The organism is Pseudomonas sp. D5(2026), from assembly GCF_057766845.1.
This window is the reverse complement of sequence record NZ_CM173421.1, coordinates 4,816,793-4,831,952: the sequence shown is the minus strand read 5'-3', so window position 1 is coordinate 4,831,952 and position 15,160 is coordinate 4,816,793. Positions and strand designations below refer to the sequence as shown.

Genomic DNA, 15,160 nt, shown 5'->3' with positions numbered 1-15,160 from the left:
ATGCCAGACGCCCAACAAGGTGCAAATGACCTATGTCCAAGCGTGATTATTATGAGGTCCTGGGTGTCGAGCGCGGCGCCACTGAATCGGACCTCAAGAAGGCTTACCGCCGTTTGGCGATGAAGTATCACCCGGACCGCAACCCGGGCGATAAAGAATCGGAAGACAAGTTCAAGGAGGCCAACGAGGCCTACGAAGTGCTGTCGGACGCGAGCAAGCGTGCGGCCTTCGACCAGTATGGCCATGCGGGTGTCGACCCAAGCATGGGTGGCGGTGGTGCCGGCTTTGGTGGTGCCAACTTCTCCGACATCTTCGGTGATGTGTTCAGCGACTTCTTCGGTGGCGGCGGCCGCGGCGGTGGTCGAGGCGGTGCCCAGCGCGGCAGCGACCTGCGCTACACCCTGGAGCTGAACTTGGAAGAAGCGGTGCGTGGCACTACGGTCAGCATCCGCGTGCCTACCCTGGTCAACTGCCAGCCTTGCGACGGTTCCGGTGCCAAGAAGGGTTCGACCCCGTCAACCTGCCCGACTTGCGGTGGCATCGGTCAGGTACGCATGCAGCAAGGCTTCTTCTCGGTGCAGCAGACCTGCCCGCGCTGCCATGGCCAAGGCAAGATCATTACCGACCCGTGCAATTCGTGCCACGGTGAGGGGCGTGTCGAGGAGTACAAGACGCTGTCGGTCAAGGTGCCAGCAGGTGTCGATACTGGCGACCGCATCCGTCTGTCGGGTGAGGGCGAGGCGGGTACTCATGGTGGCCCGACTGGCGACCTGTACGTGGTGATCAGCGTGCGTGAGCACGAAATCTTCCAGCGTGATGGCAAGCACCTGTACTGTGAGGTGCCGATCAGCTACACCGATGCTGCCCTGGGCGGCGAGCTGGAAGTGCCGACCCTGGATGGTCGTGTGAAGCTGAGGATTCCGGAAGGCACCCAGACTGGTAAGCAGTTCCGTCTGCGTGGCAAGGGTGTTGCCCCGGTGCGTGGCGGTGGTGCGGGTGACCTGCTGTGCCGTGTGGCCGTAGAAACCCCGGTCAACCTCAGCCGTCGCCAGCGCGAGTTGCTCGAAGAGCTGCGTGATTCGCTGGAAGGCGACAGTTCCCACTCGCCCAAGGCCAGCGGCTGGTTCGATGGTGTGAAGCGCTTCTTCGGCGATCTCTGACAAGGAACAGGTTATGCGACGTATTGCAGTGATGGGCGCGGCGGGGCGGATGGGCAAAACCCTCATCGAAGCCGTGCAACAAACTCCAGGTGCGGGGCTGACCGCGGCGATCGATCGCCCTGACAGCTCGTTGGTCGGGGCTGATGCCGGAGAGCTGGCGGCACTTGGCCGAATTGGCGTGCTGTTGTCCGACGACCTGGCCAAGGTTGCCGACGAGTTCGATGTGCTGATCGATTTCACTCACCCCTCGGTGACCCTGAAAAACCTGGCGTTCTGCCGCAAGCACGGCAAGGCGATGATCATCGGCACGACCGGTTTTACAGTCGAAGAGAAGCAGCTGTTGGCTGAGGCTGGCAAGGACATTCCAATCGTGTTCGCCGCCAACTTCAGCGTGGGTGTCAACCTTAGCCTCAAGCTGCTGGATATGGCTGCGCGGGTGCTGGGTGATGATGTCGATATCGAAATCATCGAGGCGCACCACCGGCACAAGGTCGATGCCCCGTCGGGCACTGCACTGCGCATGGGTGAAGTGGTTGCCAATGCGCTGGGCCGTGATCTGCAGGAAGTGGCCGTGTATGGCCGTGAAGGGCAGACCGGCGCGCGGGATCGCAAAACCATCGGTTTCGCTACCGTGCGTGCCGGCGATGTGGTGGGCGATCACACCGTATTGTTCGCTGCCGAAGGCGAGCGCCTGGAAATCACCCACAAGGCCTCCAGCCGCATGACCTTCGCCAAGGGTGCCGTGCGTGCGGCGCTGTGGCTGGATGGGCGCGAGCCGGGGCTGTACGACATGCAGGATGTGCTCGAGCTGCGTTAAGCCGTTCTGGCGGTGCTGGCTGCTTCGCGGGCTTGCCCGCTCCCACAGGTATTGCGCGGGTCTTGTGGCTTGTGGTGGGCCTGTGGGAGCGGGCGAGCCTGCGAAGAAGCCAACACAGATGTCAGTCTGTCGCATTGATGTGTTTTAGAGGCACATCCGCGGTAGACCGAAAACACACTTTTCTGTAAGCTACAGCTTTAGTGTGTCCACTAAAAGCGCGCAGCGAATTGAATTCAGCACATGAAAGCGGGGTGACGTGTCCATACGTCACTCCGCTTTTTTGCAACCTGCGATCGCCCTTTCATGCTTGATTTACGGGAGGTCTTCTTGACAAAGCCAGCCATACTCGCCCTTGCCGACGGCAGTATTTTCCGCGGTGAAGCCATCGGTGCCGACGGTCAGACCGTTGGTGAGGTGGTATTCAACACCGCTATGACCGGCTACCAGGAAATCCTTACAGACCCTTCCTACGCGCAGCAAATCGTTACCCTGACCTACCCGCACATCGGCAACACCGGCACTACCCCGGAAGACGCCGAGTCGAACCGCGTCTGGTCCGCAGGCCTGGTCATCCGTGACCTGCCGCTGCTGGCCAGCAACTGGCGTAACACCCAGTCGCTGCCTGAGTACCTCAAGGCCAACAACGTCGTCGCCATCGCCGGCATCGACACCCGTCGCCTGACCCGTATCCTGCGTGAAAAGGGCGCCCAGAACGGCTGCATTCTGGCGGGTGACAACATCAGCGAAGAAGCTGCCATCGCCGCTGCCCGCGGCTTCCCGGGCCTGAAGGGCATGGACCTGGCCAAGGTCGTCTCCACCAAGGAGCGTTACGAGTGGCGCTCCAGTGTGTGGGAGCTGAAAACCGACAGCCACCCGACCATCGACGCTGCCGACCTGCCGTACCACGTGGTTGCCTTCGACTACGGCGTCAAGCTGAATATCCTGCGCATGCTGGTAGCCCGTGGCTGCCGCGTGACCGTGGTGCCAGCCCAGACCCCGGCCAGCGAAGTGCTGGCACTCAACCCGGACGGCGTGTTCCTGTCCAACGGCCCTGGTGACCCCGAGCCGTGCGACTACGCGATCCAGGCGATCAAGGAAATCCTCGAAACCGAGATTCCGGTATTCGGCATCTGCCTCGGCCACCAGCTGCTGGCCCTGGCCTCCGGTGCCAAGACCGTGAAAATGGGCCACGGCCACCACGGTGCCAACCACCCGGTCCAGGACCTGGATACCGGCGTGGTCATGATCACCAGCCAGAACCACGGTTTTGCCGTTGACGAAGCGACCCTGCCGGGTAACGTTCGCGCCATTCACAAGTCGCTGTTCGACGGCACCCTGCAGGGTATCGAGCGTACCGACAAGAGCGCGTTCAGCTTCCAGGGCCACCCTGAAGCGAGCCCAGGCCCGACCGACGTCGCGCCTCTGTTCGATCGTTTCACCGATGCCATGGCCAAGCGCCGCTGAGCATCCTGCTTCAAGGCCCCGGGCCGGCATCTGCCGCGCCCGGAAGCGCCTGACCCAGATTGTTCAAAGCGGCTTGCCGACTGACCCCGGATTTGAGTGACCACCATGCCAAAACGTACAGACATCAAAAGCATCCTGATTCTCGGCGCTGGCCCGATCGTGATCGGCCAGGCCTGCGAATTCGACTACTCCGGCGCCCAGGCCTGTAAAGCCCTGCGCGAGGAAGGTTTCCGCGTCATCCTGGTGAACTCCAACCCAGCCACCATCATGACCGACCCGGCCATGGCCGACGCCACCTACATCGAGCCGATCAAGTGGCAGTCGGTGGCCAAGATCATCGAAAAAGAGCGCCCGGACGCCGTTTTGCCGACCATGGGTGGCCAGACCGCACTGAACTGCGCCCTGGACCTGGAGCGCCACGGCGTTCTGGAGAAGTTCGGCGTAGAGATGATCGGTGCCAACGCCGACACCATCGACAAGGCTGAAGACCGCTCGCGCTTCGACAAGGCGATGAAGGACATCGGCCTGGAATGCCCGCGCTCCGGTATCGCCCACAGCATGGAAGAGGCCAATGCGGTCCTCGAGAAGCTTGGCTTCCCATGCATCATTCGCCCGTCGTTCACCATGGGCGGCACCGGCGGCGGTATCGCGTACAACCGTGAAGAGTTCGAAGAAATCTGCACCCGCGGTCTGGACCTGTCGCCGACCAAAGAGCTGCTGATCGACGAGTCGCTGATCGGCTGGAAAGAGTACGAGATGGAAGTGGTCCGCGACAAAAAGGACAACTGCATCATCGTCTGCTCGATCGAGAACTTCGACCCGATGGGTGTGCACACCGGTGACTCGATCACTGTTGCCCCGGCACAGACCCTGACCGACAAGGAATACCAGATCATGCGCAACGCCTCGCTGGCGGTGCTGCGTGAAATCGGTGTGGAAACCGGCGGTTCCAACGTCCAGTTCGGCATTTGCCCGAACACCGGCCGCATGGTCGTCATCGAGATGAACCCGCGCGTATCGCGTTCGTCCGCCCTGGCCTCCAAGGCCACCGGCTTCCCGATCGCCAAGATCGCCGCCAAGCTGGCCATTGGTTACACCCTCGACGAGCTGCAGAACGATATCACTGGCGGTCGCACCCCGGCGTCCTTCGAGCCGTCGATCGACTATGTCGTCACCAAGCTGCCACGTTTTGCCTTCGAGAAATTCCCGAAAGCCGACGCTCGCCTGACCACCCAGATGAAATCCGTGGGTGAAGTCATGGCCATCGGCCGTACTTTCCAGGAATCCCTGCAGAAAGCCCTGCGCGGTCTGGAAGTCGGCGCCTGCGGCCTCGACCCGAAAGTCGACCTGGCCAGCCCGGAAGCCGCCAGCATCCTCAAGCGCGAACTAACCGTGCCGGGTGCCGAGCGTATCTGGTACGTGGCTGACGCCATGCGTTCGGGCATGACCTGCGAAGAAATCTTCAATCTGACCGGCATCGACATGTGGTTCCTGGTGCAGATGGAAGACCTGATCAAGGAAGAAGAGAAGGTCAAGACCCTGGCTTTGTCGTCGATCGACAAGGACTACATGCTGCGCCTCAAGCGCAAGGGCTTCTCGGACCAGCGTCTGGCAGTACTGCTGGGTATCACCGACAAGAACCTGCGCCGCCACCGCCACAAGCTGGAAGTGTTCCCGGTGTACAAGCGCGTCGACACCTGCGCCGCCGAGTTCGCCACCGACACCGCCTACCTGTACTCCACCTATGAGGAAGAGTGCGAGGCCAACCCGTCGACCCGCGACAAGATCATGATCCTGGGTGGCGGCCCTAACCGTATCGGCCAGGGTATCGAGTTCGACTACTGCTGCGTACACGCAGCCCTGGCGCTGCGTGAAGACGGTTACGAGACCATCATGGTCAACTGCAACCCGGAAACCGTCTCCACCGACTACGACACTTCCGACCGCCTGTACTTCGAGCCGCTGACCCTGGAAGACGTGCTGGAAGTCTGCCGCGTCGAGAAGCCGAAGGGCGTGATCGTTCACTACGGCGGCCAGACCCCGCTGAAGCTGGCCCGCGCTCTGGAAGAAGCTGGCGTGCCGATCATCGGTACCAGCCCTGACGCCATCGACCGCGCCGAAGACCGTGAGCGCTTCCAGCAGATGGTTCAGCGCCTGAGCCTGCTGCAGCCGCCAAACGCTACCGTGCGCAGCGAAGAAGAAGCTATCCGTGCTGCGGGCAGCATCGGCTATCCGCTGGTCGTGCGTCCGTCCTACGTACTGGGCGGCCGTGCCATGGAGATCGTCTACGAACTGGACGAGCTCAAGCGCTACCTGCGTGAAGCAGTACAAGTGTCGAACGACAGCCCGGTACTGCTCGACCACTTCCTCAACTGCGCCATCGAGATGGACGTGGATGCGGTGTGCGACGGCACCGACGTGGTCATCGGCGCAATCATGCAGCACATCGAACAGGCCGGTGTTCACTCCGGTGACTCGGCGTGCTCGCTGCCACCTTACTCGCTGAGCAAGGAAGTGCAGGACGAAGTCCGCGTTCAGGTCAAGAAAATGGCCCTGGAGCTGGGCGTGGTCGGCCTGATGAACGTGCAGCTGGCCCTGCAGGGTGACAAGATCTACGTGATCGAAGTCAACCCGCGTGCCTCGCGTACCGTACCGTTCGTGTCCAAGTGCATCGGCACGTCCCTGGCGATGATCGCAGCCCGTGTCATGGCGGGTAAAACCTTGAAAGAGCTGGGCTTCACCCAGGAAATCATCCCGAACTTCTACAGCGTCAAGGAAGCCGTCTTCCCGTTCGCCAAGTTCCCAGGGGTTGACCCGATCCTCGGCCCTGAGATGAAATCGACCGGTGAAGTGATGGGTGTCGGTGACAGCTTCGGTGAAGCCTTCGCCAAGGCCCAGATGGGTGCAAGCGAAGTGCTGCCGACCGGTGGTACTGCGTTCATCAGCGTGCGTGACGACGACAAGCCACAAGTGGCTGGCGTTGCCCGCGACCTGATCGCCCTGGGCTTCGAAGTGGTTGCCACTGCCGGTACCGCCAAGGTTATCGAGGCGGCTGGCCTGAAAGTGCGCCGTGTGAACAAAGTGACCGAAGGTCGCCCACACGTGGTCGACATGATCAAGAACGACGAAGTGTCGCTGATCATCAATACCACCGAAGGTCGCCAGTCGATCGCCGACTCCTACTCGATTCGTCGCAATGCGTTGCAGCACAAGATCTACTGCACCACTACCATTGCGGCTGGTGAAGCCATCTGCGAAGCGCTGAAATTCGGTCCGGAAAAGACCGTTCGTCGCTTGCAAGATCTGCATGCAGGACTGAAAGCATGAGCATTACCAAATACCCGATGACCGTCCAGGGCGCTCGCGCCCTGGAAGAGGAACACCTGTTTCTGAGCAAGACCGAGCGCCCGCGCCTGAGTCAGGCCATTGGTGAGGCGCGTGAGCTGGGTGACCTCAAGGAAAACGCTGAATATCATGCAGCCCGTGAGGAGCAGGGCATGGTCGAAGCGCGTATCCGCGATATCGAAGGCCGTCTGCAGAACTCGGTGGTCATCGATGTGACCACTATCCCTCACACCGGCAAGGTGATTTTCGGTACCACCGTGGTACTGGCCAACACCGAAACCGATGAAGAGGTGTCCTACCAGATCGTTGGCGAGGATGAAGCCGACGTGAAGCAGGGCAAGCTGTCGAGCGGCGCACCCATTGCCCGTGCCATCATCGGCAAGGAAGAAGGTGATACTGTCGTCGTCAAGACGCCTAGCGGCACGGTCGAGTACGAGATTGTCGAAGTCAAGCACATCTGACCGGCGCCTGCGGGCGCCATCCCTTGAGGGGATCCTCTGGCAGCTGGCCCAGGTTTTCTGGGTCGGTGGCCTGTGGGTGTTCCATGTGGGGCTGGTGCCTGCGCTCAAGGTCAGTGGCCTGGCGCCGCTGCTGGTGCAGGATGTTGCCGGGCAGATCGACCGCTGGTTGATCGGCGTGGCGATGCTTGGCTTGTTGACTCAGCTGGCGGTGCTGGCGAGGGTGGACGGCCTGGCGGCCTGGTGGCGGCAGTTCCGTGGCCAGATGCTGTTGCTCGGCTTCGGTGCTTGCGTGGGGTATTACACCTTGCGCTACGGTATTTCCGTGGGTGAGCGCTGGCAGATGTTCTGCTTCCTGGTGCTGGGTTTTTCCGGCATCGTGCTGGTGGCCCAGCCGGTACCGGTCAGGGCGCGTTCACCGCGCCACTGATCGGAGCTACCGTTACTTGTAACGGTGGATGTTGGACAGCTGCTTGTTCGGCTGTGGGTTCTTGCGGTAGATCAGGGCTTTCTTGCCGATGGTCTGCACCAGCTCGGCGCGGCCGGCCTTGCACAGCTCGGCGATGGTTTCGGCGCGTTCCTCGCGGTCTTCCGAGCGAATCTCGACCTTGATCAGCTCATGGTCGACCAGCGCGCGCTCCAGTTCGGCGATGACGCCTTCATTCAAACCGTTGCCAGCAACGATCAGGACCGGCTTCAGGTCATGACCAATGGACTTGTATTGCTTCTTCTGCTCGTTATTGAGCGGCATAATCTGACCCTTTCCGTCTGATTCTGTAAAATTGACCGGCATTTTACCCGAGGGCCACCGGCTCCGCCCAGTCAATCACGACGCATATCATCGAGGTGCCCCGTGGTACAACGTTCCAAAAGCAGCGCAAACTGGCTGCGAGAGCATTTCAACGACCCTTTTGTGAAGCAGGCGCAGAAGGATGGGTATCGCTCGCGTGCGAGCTACAAACTGCTGGAGATCCAGGAGAAGGACCGCCTTATCCGCCCAGGCATGAGCGTGATCGATCTCGGCGCGGCCCCTGGTGGCTGGTCCCAGGTGACCAGTCGTCTGATTGGTGGCCAAGGTCGGCTGATCGCTTCGGACATTCTGGAAATGGACGCGATCGCCGACGTGACCTTCATTCAGGGGGACTTCACCCAGGACGAAGTGCTGCAGCGCATTCTCGAAGCGGTCGGCGATTCGCATGTAGACCTTGTGATTTCTGACATGGCCCCCAATATGAGTGGTACGCCCGCGGTAGACATTCCGCGTGCCATGTTCCTCTGCGAGTTGGCCCTCGATCTGGCGACCCGTGTACTCAAGCCCGGGGGCGACTTCCTGATCAAGATTTTCCAGGGCGAAGGTTTTGACGTGTACCTGAAGGACGTGCGCAGCAAGTTCGACAAGGTGCAAATGCGCAAGCCGTCGTCGTCGCGGGACCGTTCCCGGGAGCAATACCTGTTGGGCAGGGGCTTCAAAGGGTAATGAAAGGTGTGAAGCGGGGTGGTCGATAGTTAATTCCAATCGGCCGCTGCGTCAGGATCGTCCGAACTTCGTGTAGTCTAGCTTTCACAAAGGGTTACAGACGGTGCCTGCGGCTGCGTAGGTAATGTAGTAAGTTAGGGCGATGAATATCATGCGAGGCACGGCTGCGTCGTGCGCCGGCCTCAGAGGGTAGCTAATTGAACGACATGGCAAAGAATCTGATCCTGTGGTTGATCATCGCAGCTGTCCTGGTGACAGTGATGAACAACTTCTCCAGCCCTAACGAGCCGCAGACCCTCAACTACTCCGACTTCATCCAGCAGGTCAAGGATGGCAAGGTCGAGCGTGTGACCGTCGATGGCTACATCATCACTGGCAAGCGCACCGATGGCGACAACTTCAAGACTGTGCGCCCGGCCATCACCGACAATGGCCTGATCGGCGATCTGGTCGACAACCACGTGGTCGTCGAAGGCAAGCAGCCTGAGCAACAGAGCATCTGGACGCAGTTGCTGGTGGCGAGCTTCCCGATCCTGGTGATCATTGCCGTATTCATGTTCTTCATGCGCCAGATGCAAGGTGGTGCGGGCGGCAAGGGCGGGCCGATGAGCTTCGGCAAGAGCAAGGCTCGCCTGCTGTCCGAAGACCAGGTCAAGACCACCCTGGCTGACGTTGCCGGCTGCGACGAGGCCAAGGAAGAGGTTGGCGAGCTGGTCGAGTTCCTGCGCGATCCGGGCAAATTCCAGCGTCTGGGTGGCCGTATCCCGCGCGGTGTGCTGATGGTTGGCCCGCCCGGTACCGGTAAGACCCTGCTGGCCAAGGCCATTGCGGGCGAAGCGAAAGTGCCGTTCTTCACCATTTCCGGTTCGGACTTCGTGGAAATGTTCGTGGGTGTCGGTGCCAGCCGTGTGCGCGACATGTTCGAGCAGGCCAAGAAGCATGCCCCGTGCATCATCTTCATCGACGAAATCGACGCCGTTGGTCGCCATCGTGGTGCCGGCATGGGCGGCGGTCACGACGAGCGTGAACAAACCCTCAACCAGTTGCTGGTGGAGATGGACGGCTTCGAGATGAACGATGGCATCATCGTCATCGCCGCTACCAACCGTCCGGATGTGCTCGACCCGGCGCTGCTGCGCCCGGGCCGCTTCGACCGCCAGGTGGTGGTTGGCCTGCCGGACATCCGTGGCCGCGAGCAGATCCTCAAGGTGCACATGCGCAAGGTGCCGATCGGCGAGAACGTCAACCCGGCGGTCATCGCACGTGGTACCCCAGGCTTCTCCGGCGCCGACCTGGCCAACCTGGTCAACGAGGCTTCGCTGTTTGCCGCGCGTTCCAACAAGCGCCTGGTCGAAATGAAGGAGTTCGAGCTGGCCAAGGACAAGATCATGATGGGCGCCGAGCGCAAGACCATGGTCATGTCCGAAAAGGAAAAGAGAAACACCGCCTATCACGAGGCCGGCCACGCCATTGTCGGTCGCCTGGTGCCTGAGCACGACCCGGTCTACAAGGTTTCGATCATCCCGCGTGGTCGTGCCTTGGGTGTGACCATGTTCCTCCCGGAAGAAGACCGCTACAGCCTGTCCAAGCGTGCGCTGATCAGCCAGATCTGCTCGCTGTATGGCGGCCGTATCGCTGAGGAGATGACCTTGGGCTTCGATGGCGTTACCACAGGCGCGTCCAACGACATCATGCGTGCCAGCCAGCTCGCTCGTAACATGGTGACCAAATGGGGCCTGTCCGAGAAGCTCGGCCCGCTGATGTATGCAGAGGAAGAGGGCGAGGTGTTCCTCGGCCGTAGTGCTGGCAGCCAGCACGCCAGCGTGTCCGGCGAGACTGCCAAACTGATCGACTCCGAGGTGCGCAGCATCATCGATCAGTGCTATGCCACTGCCAAGCAGTTGCTGATCGACAACCGCGACAAGCTCGAGGCAATGACCGAAGCGCTGATGAAGTATGAAACCATCGATGCCGATCAGATTGACGACATCATGGCTGGGCGCACACCACGTGAACCGCGTGATTGGGACGACGACAAGCACTCGGGCACGCCTGCTGCCCAGGATGATCGTCCGGAATCGCCAATCGGCGGCCCAGCGGCAGAACACTAAGGGCATCTATGAGCTCAGTGCAGTACCCGACCCGGTTGCCTTGCGGCAACCGGGTTCTTGATTTGTCGCATACCCATGTCATGGGTATTCTCAATATCACCCCCGATTCCTTCTCCGACGGTGGTCGCTTCAGTCAGCGCGACGAGGCCCTGCGCCATGCCGAGGCCATGCTTGCCGCCGGTGCAACGCTGATCGACATCGGTGGCGAGTCCACGCGCCCGGGTGCGCGTGCAGTGTCGGTCACCGAGGAGCTGGAGCGTGTGGCGCCAATGGTCGAGGCCATCAACAGTCGCCTCGATGTGGTCATTTCGGTCGATACCTCCACACCTGCCGTCATGCGCGAAGCTGCACGCCTTGGTGCCGGGCTGATCAACGACGTACGGGCCCTGGAGCGCGATGGCGCCCTGGACGCTGCAGCGGACACCGGTCTGCCGGTGTGCCTCATGCACATGCGTGGCGAGCCAGGTAACATGCAGGATGATCCGCATTACCAGGACGTGACCGCTGACGTCACGCGTTATCTTGAACAGCGGATGGCCGCCTGCGCAGCAGCGGGCATCGACGCGGACAGAATCATCCTTGACCCGGGCTTCGGTTTCGCCAAGACACTGGCGCACAATCTGAGCCTGTTCAAGCACATGGAAGCGCTCTATCGCCTTGGGCGCCCACTGCTGGTGGGCGTTTCACGAAAGAGCATGATCGGCCTGACGCTGGAACGTCCGGTCGGCGAGCGCTTGTACGGCAGCCTTGCGCTGGCGGCGTTGGCCATGACCAAGGGGGCGAGCATCCTTCGTGTACATGACGTGGCTGAAACCGTCGATGTGGTGCGCATGATCGCTGCAGTGCAAAACGCCGAATAAGAATATTGGAGTCCCTATGAGCAGAAAATACTTTGGTACCGACGGCATTCGTGGCCGCGTCGGGGAATACCCGATCACGCCTGAATTCATGCTGAAGCTCGGCTGGGCGGCCGGCATGGCCTTCCGCAAGCAAGGCCATTGCCGCGTGCTGGTGGGCAAGGACACGCGTATCTCCGGCTACATGTTCGAGTCCGCACTCGAAGCCGGCTTGTCCGCAGCAGGTGCCGATGTGCTGCTGCTCGGGCCGATGCCGACACCGGCCATCGCTTACCTCACGCGCACCTTCCACGCAGAAGCCGGCATCGTCATCAGTGCCTCGCACAACCCACACGATGACAACGGCATCAAGTTCTTCTCGGGCCAGGGCACCAAGCTGCCGGACGAGGTCGAGCTGATGATCGAGGAGCTGCTCGACCAACCGATGACCGTTGTCGAGTCGGGCAAGCTGGGCAAGGTTTCGCGTATCAACGATGCCGCCGGCCGCTACATCGAATTCTGCAAGAGCAGCGTGCCGAGCAGCACCAGCTTCGATGGCCTCAAGCTGGTGGTCGACTGCGCCCATGGTGCTACCTACAAGGTTGCGCCCAGCGTATTCCGTGAGCTGGGGGCCGACGTGACCGTGCTGCATGCGCAACCGGACGGCCTGAACATCAACGAAGGTTGCGGCTCGACACACATCGAATCGCTGCAGGCCGCTGTACTGGTCGGGCATGCCGATCTCGGCATTGCCTTTGACGGTGACGGCGATCGCGTGCTGATGGTCGACCACACGGGTGCCATCGTCGACGGTGACGAACTGCTGTTCATCATTGCTCGCGACCTGCAGGAGCATGGCAAGCTGCAAGGCGGGGTGGTCGGCACGCTGATGAGTAACCTGGGCCTGGAGCTGGCGCTCAAGGACCTGGACATCCCGTTTGTGCGGGCCAAGGTCGGCGACCGTTACGTCATGGCCGAGCTGTTGGAGCGTCAATGGCTGGTCGGCGGTGAAAACTCCGGTCACGTCGTGTGCTGCAACCACACCACAACCGGCGACGCGATCATTGCCGCGCTGCAGGTGCTGATGGCGCTCAAGCGCCGTGGCGAAACCCTGGCTCAGGCCCGTCAGGCACTGCGCAAGTGTCCGCAGGTGCTGATCAATGTGCGCTTTGGCGCCAGCAAGGTCGACCCGCTGGAGCATCCCGCCGTCAAGGAAGCCAGTGCCAAGGTTACCGAGGCGCTGGCTGGGCGTGGTCGTGTGCTGTTGCGCAAGTCCGGTACCGAGCCGTTGGTGCGGGTCATGGTTGAGGGCGAAGACGAAAGCCAGGTGCGGGCCCATGCTGAAGCGCTGGCCAAACTGGTCAGCGAAGTTTGTGTCTGAAGGCGCTTGCCAGCGCAGATCTGGTTGGGTAAGATCTGCGCCCACTTTGACCGACGAGGTAAAGCATGCGTCGCCCTATGGTAGCTGGTAACTGGAAGATGCACGGTACCCGCGCTAGCGTCGCTGAGCTGACCAAAGGCTTGAGCAATCTCGCCTTGCCGAGCGGAGTGGAAGTCGCCGTATTTCCACCGTCCTTGTTCATCAATCAAGTGATCGATGGGCTGGCAGGTAAAGAAATTACTGTCGGCGCACAGAATTCTGCTGTACAACCCGAACAGGGTGCGCTGACCGGGGAAGTTGCTCCCGAGCAGCTGGTTGAAGCAGGTTGCAAGTTGGTGTTGATTGGTCATTCGGAACGTCGCCAGATCATTGGTGAAACCGACGAAGTGCTCAATCGCAAGTTTGCAGCGGCCCAGGCCAAAGGCTTGAAACCAGTGCTTTGCATAGGGGAAACCCTTGAAGAGCGCGAAGCTGGCAAGACGCTCGAAGTTGTCGGGCGTCAACTAAGCAGTATCATCGAAGCATTCGGTGTTAAGGCTTTTGCCGATGCAGTAATTGCCTATGAGCCTGTATGGGCCATCGGTACAGGCCTTACGGCCACGCCGCAGCAGGCTCAGGATGTGCACGCAGCCATCCGCAGCCAGTTGGCGGCAGAAGATGCTGAAGTGGCTGCGAAGGTGCAGTTGCTATACGGCGGCAGCGTGAAGGCGGCCAATGCGGCCGAACTGTTCGGCATGCCGGATATCGATGGGGGGCTCATTGGTGGGGCTTCCCTGAACGCAGACGAATTCGGTGCAATTTGTCGCGCCGCAGGAAACTGAACAAATGCTGGAAACAGTCATCGTTGTTTTTCATCTGTTGGCAGCGCTGTCGCTTGTAGTGCTGGTTCTGTTGCAACAGGGTAAAGGTGCTGAAGCAGGTGCATCTTTCGGCGCGGGTGCCTCAAACACCGTGTTCGGGAGCCAAGGCTCTGCAACGTTCCTAAGTAAATTAACTGCTGTACTCGCTGCCACTTTCTTTTTGACAGCACTTGGGTTAGGATACTTCGCGAAGCAACAAGCTCACCAGCTTAGCCAAGCAGGTCTTCCAGATCCAGCAGTGCTAGAAGTGAAAGAGCCGCAGAAACCGGCAGTTAATGATGATGTACCGGTGCTCCAACAGCAGAAGAGTGAAACCACCAATAATACGGGTGATGTACCTCCTCCGGCTCAAGAGCAGAAGTAACGGGTTTCAAGTAGTAGTATTGCCGAGGTGGTGGAATTGGTAGACACGCAACCTTGAGGTGGTTGTGCCCATAGGGTGTAGGGGTTCGAGTCCCCTTCTCGGTACCAATTAAAGCTTGAGAGCCCGCTTTAGCGGGCTTTCTTGTAGGTGAATGTTTGGATTTGACCCTCAACAGGGTTCGGTCTTATACTTTTGCCCCAGCTTTGTCGCGGGGTGGAGCAGCTTGGTAGCTCGTCGGGCTCATAACCCGAAGGTCGTTGGTTCAAATCCAGCCCCCGCAACCAGCTTCAGCGGAGCCCCTTTTCAGGGGCTTTTTGCTAACCGAACAGTTTCGGCGTCGTTGTCCTACGGCGCTTTCAGGGATGGGCGCTTCGCCCATTTTTTATTTGCACAGCATGCACGAGGGGGTTCAGGTGTCGAGCAAGCTAGAACAGTTGCAGGCCTTGTTGGCCCCGGTTGTCGAGGGTCTGGGCTATCAGTGCTGGGGGATCGAATACGTTTCCCAGGGTAAGCATTCGGTACTGCGCATCTACATCGACAAGGAAGGCGGTATTCTGGTGGACGACTGCGAAGCAGTCAGCCGTCAGGCCAGCGCAATCCTCGATGTGGAAGATCCAATCAGCAGTGAGTACACCCTCGAGGTGTCTTCTCCAGGCATGGATCGCCCACTGTTCACGCTGGAACAGTTTGCCTCGCATGCCGGCGAACAAGTGAAGATCAAGCTGCGCTCACCCTTCGAGGGTCGTCGTAACTTCCAGGGCCTTCTCCGCGGTGTGGAGGAGCAGGATGTGGTGGTCCAGGTGGACAACCAGGAGTTCCTGTTACCGATCGACTCGATCGACAAGGCCAATATTATTCCCAGTTTTGACTGAGACGTGCCGGGCCCG

Annotated in this window: 14 protein-coding genes and 2 tRNA genes; 15 read left to right on the top strand and 1 reads right to left on the bottom strand. The window is 60.4% G+C overall.

Translation table 11 applies throughout. The features are described from left to right. Window positions 1–32 precede the first annotated feature (32 nt). The 6 genes from dnaJ to AC3B5Q_RS22335 all read left to right on the top strand — a co-directional run bounded on the left by dnaJ (window position 33) and on the right by AC3B5Q_RS22335 (window position 7,674). A complete protein-coding gene (gene dnaJ, locus AC3B5Q_RS22360; protein WP_021784335.1) occupies window positions 33–1,160 on the top strand; it encodes a molecular chaperone DnaJ in 1,128 nt (375 codons plus the stop codon). A gap of 13 nt (window positions 1,161–1,173) precedes the next feature. Beyond that, complete coding sequence (gene dapB / locus AC3B5Q_RS22355; RefSeq protein ID WP_003249933.1) at window positions 1,174–1,977, top strand: 4-hydroxy-tetrahydrodipicolinate reductase; 804 nt, start codon at window positions 1,174–1,176, stop codon at window positions 1,975–1,977. A 327-nt stretch (window positions 1,978–2,304) separates the two neighbouring features. Next, entirely contained in the window at window positions 2,305–3,441 is a 1,137-nt protein-coding gene (gene carA, locus AC3B5Q_RS22350; RefSeq protein ID WP_003249935.1) for a glutamine-hydrolyzing carbamoyl-phosphate synthase small subunit, read from the top strand. A gap of 105 nt (window positions 3,442–3,546) precedes the next feature. Further along, entirely contained in the window at window positions 3,547–6,768 is a 3,222-nt protein-coding gene (gene carB / locus AC3B5Q_RS22345) for a carbamoyl-phosphate synthase large subunit (RefSeq protein WP_028697606.1), read from the top strand. Continuing rightward, window positions 6,765–7,247: a transcription elongation factor GreA gene (gene greA / locus AC3B5Q_RS22340; RefSeq protein ID WP_013974292.1), complete on the top strand. Its 483-nt coding sequence runs from the start codon at window positions 6,765–6,767 to the stop codon at window positions 7,245–7,247. The genes carB and greA overlap by 4 nt, the downstream gene beginning before the upstream one ends. Beyond that, window positions 7,225–7,674 (top strand): hypothetical protein, encoded by a 450-nt coding sequence (locus AC3B5Q_RS22335; protein ID WP_028697604.1) that lies wholly within the window; start codon window positions 7,225–7,227, stop codon window positions 7,672–7,674. Before greA ends, AC3B5Q_RS22335 begins: the two co-directional genes overlap by 23 nt. Before the next feature lie 12 nt (window positions 7,675–7,686). Here the strand turns inward: AC3B5Q_RS22335 and yhbY are convergent, their stop codons facing one another. Beyond that, window positions 7,687–7,995: a ribosome assembly RNA-binding protein YhbY gene (gene yhbY, locus AC3B5Q_RS22330; protein WP_003249945.1), complete on the bottom strand. Its 309-nt coding sequence runs from the start codon at window positions 7,993–7,995 to the stop codon at window positions 7,687–7,689. Window positions 7,996–8,097: 102 nt separating this feature from the next. Here yhbY and rlmE point away from each other — a divergent pair, with 102 nt between their 5' ends. The 9 genes from rlmE to rimP all read left to right on the top strand — a co-directional run bounded on the left by rlmE (window position 8,098) and on the right by rimP (window position 15,145). After that, window positions 8,098–8,721, top strand: a complete 624-nt coding sequence (gene rlmE / locus AC3B5Q_RS22325) for a 23S rRNA (uridine(2552)-2'-O)-methyltransferase RlmE (RefSeq protein ID WP_021784331.1) — start codon at window positions 8,098–8,100, stop codon at window positions 8,719–8,721. A gap of 206 nt (window positions 8,722–8,927) precedes the next feature. Beyond that, on the top strand, window positions 8,928–10,832 hold the full coding sequence (gene ftsH, locus AC3B5Q_RS22320; RefSeq protein ID WP_021784330.1) for an ATP-dependent zinc metalloprotease FtsH: 1,905 nt from the start codon (window positions 8,928–8,930) through the stop codon (window positions 10,830–10,832). A gap of 8 nt (window positions 10,833–10,840) precedes the next feature. Further along, window positions 10,841–11,692, top strand: a complete 852-nt coding sequence (gene folP / locus AC3B5Q_RS22315; protein WP_021784329.1) for a dihydropteroate synthase — start codon at window positions 10,841–10,843, stop codon at window positions 11,690–11,692. Between the two features lie 16 nt (window positions 11,693–11,708). Continuing rightward, complete coding sequence (glmM, locus tag AC3B5Q_RS22310) at window positions 11,709–13,049, top strand: phosphoglucosamine mutase (protein WP_021784328.1); 1,341 nt, start codon at window positions 11,709–11,711, stop codon at window positions 13,047–13,049. 65 nt (window positions 13,050–13,114) lie between these two features. Further along, window positions 13,115–13,870 carry a triose-phosphate isomerase gene (gene tpiA / locus AC3B5Q_RS22305; protein WP_021784327.1) on the top strand — a complete coding sequence of 252 codons (756 nt, stop codon included), beginning with the start codon at window positions 13,115–13,117 and terminating at the stop codon, window positions 13,868–13,870. Between the two features lie 4 nt (window positions 13,871–13,874). Next, complete coding sequence (gene secG / locus AC3B5Q_RS22300; protein ID WP_103463067.1) at window positions 13,875–14,273, top strand: preprotein translocase subunit SecG; 399 nt, start codon at window positions 13,875–13,877, stop codon at window positions 14,271–14,273. A gap of 21 nt (window positions 14,274–14,294) precedes the next feature. Then, a tRNA-Leu gene (locus AC3B5Q_RS22295) sits at window positions 14,295–14,380 on the top strand. 100 nt (window positions 14,381–14,480) lie between these two features. After that, a tRNA-Met gene (locus AC3B5Q_RS22290) sits at window positions 14,481–14,557 on the top strand. Window positions 14,558–14,686: 129 nt separating this feature from the next. Continuing rightward, the gene (gene rimP, locus AC3B5Q_RS22285; protein WP_003249960.1) at window positions 14,687–15,145 is read left to right on the top strand and encodes a ribosome maturation factor RimP; all 459 of its coding nucleotides are present in this window, start codon (window positions 14,687–14,689) and stop codon (window positions 15,143–15,145) included. The last annotated feature ends 15 nt before the right edge of the window (window positions 15,146–15,160 follow it).

What these genes read in the sequence shown, in the direction of transcription:
- ftsH (WP_021784330.1), top strand. Translation starts at nt 8,928, where the DNA reads ATGGCAAAGAATCTGATCCTGTGGTTGATCATCGCAGCTGTCCTGGTG.
- yhbY (WP_003249945.1), bottom strand. Translation starts at nt 7,995, where the DNA reads ATGCCGCTCAATAACGAGCAGAAGAAGCAATACAAGTCCATTGGTCAT.
- greA (WP_013974292.1), top strand. Translation starts at nt 6,765, where the DNA reads ATGAGCATTACCAAATACCCGATGACCGTCCAGGGCGCTCGCGCCCTG.
- dapB (WP_003249933.1), top strand. Translation starts at nt 1,174, where the DNA reads ATGCGACGTATTGCAGTGATGGGCGCGGCGGGGCGGATGGGCAAAACC.
- glmM (WP_021784328.1), top strand. Translation starts at nt 11,709, where the DNA reads ATGAGCAGAAAATACTTTGGTACCGACGGCATTCGTGGCCGCGTCGGG.
- secG (WP_103463067.1), top strand. Translation starts at nt 13,875, where the DNA reads ATGCTGGAAACAGTCATCGTTGTTTTTCATCTGTTGGCAGCGCTGTCG.
- folP (WP_021784329.1), top strand. Translation starts at nt 10,841, where the DNA reads ATGAGCTCAGTGCAGTACCCGACCCGGTTGCCTTGCGGCAACCGGGTT.
- dnaJ (WP_021784335.1), top strand. Translation starts at nt 33, where the DNA reads ATGTCCAAGCGTGATTATTATGAGGTCCTGGGTGTCGAGCGCGGCGCC.
- tpiA (WP_021784327.1), top strand. Translation starts at nt 13,115, where the DNA reads ATGCGTCGCCCTATGGTAGCTGGTAACTGGAAGATGCACGGTACCCGC.
- carB (WP_028697606.1), top strand. Translation starts at nt 3,547, where the DNA reads ATGCCAAAACGTACAGACATCAAAAGCATCCTGATTCTCGGCGCTGGC.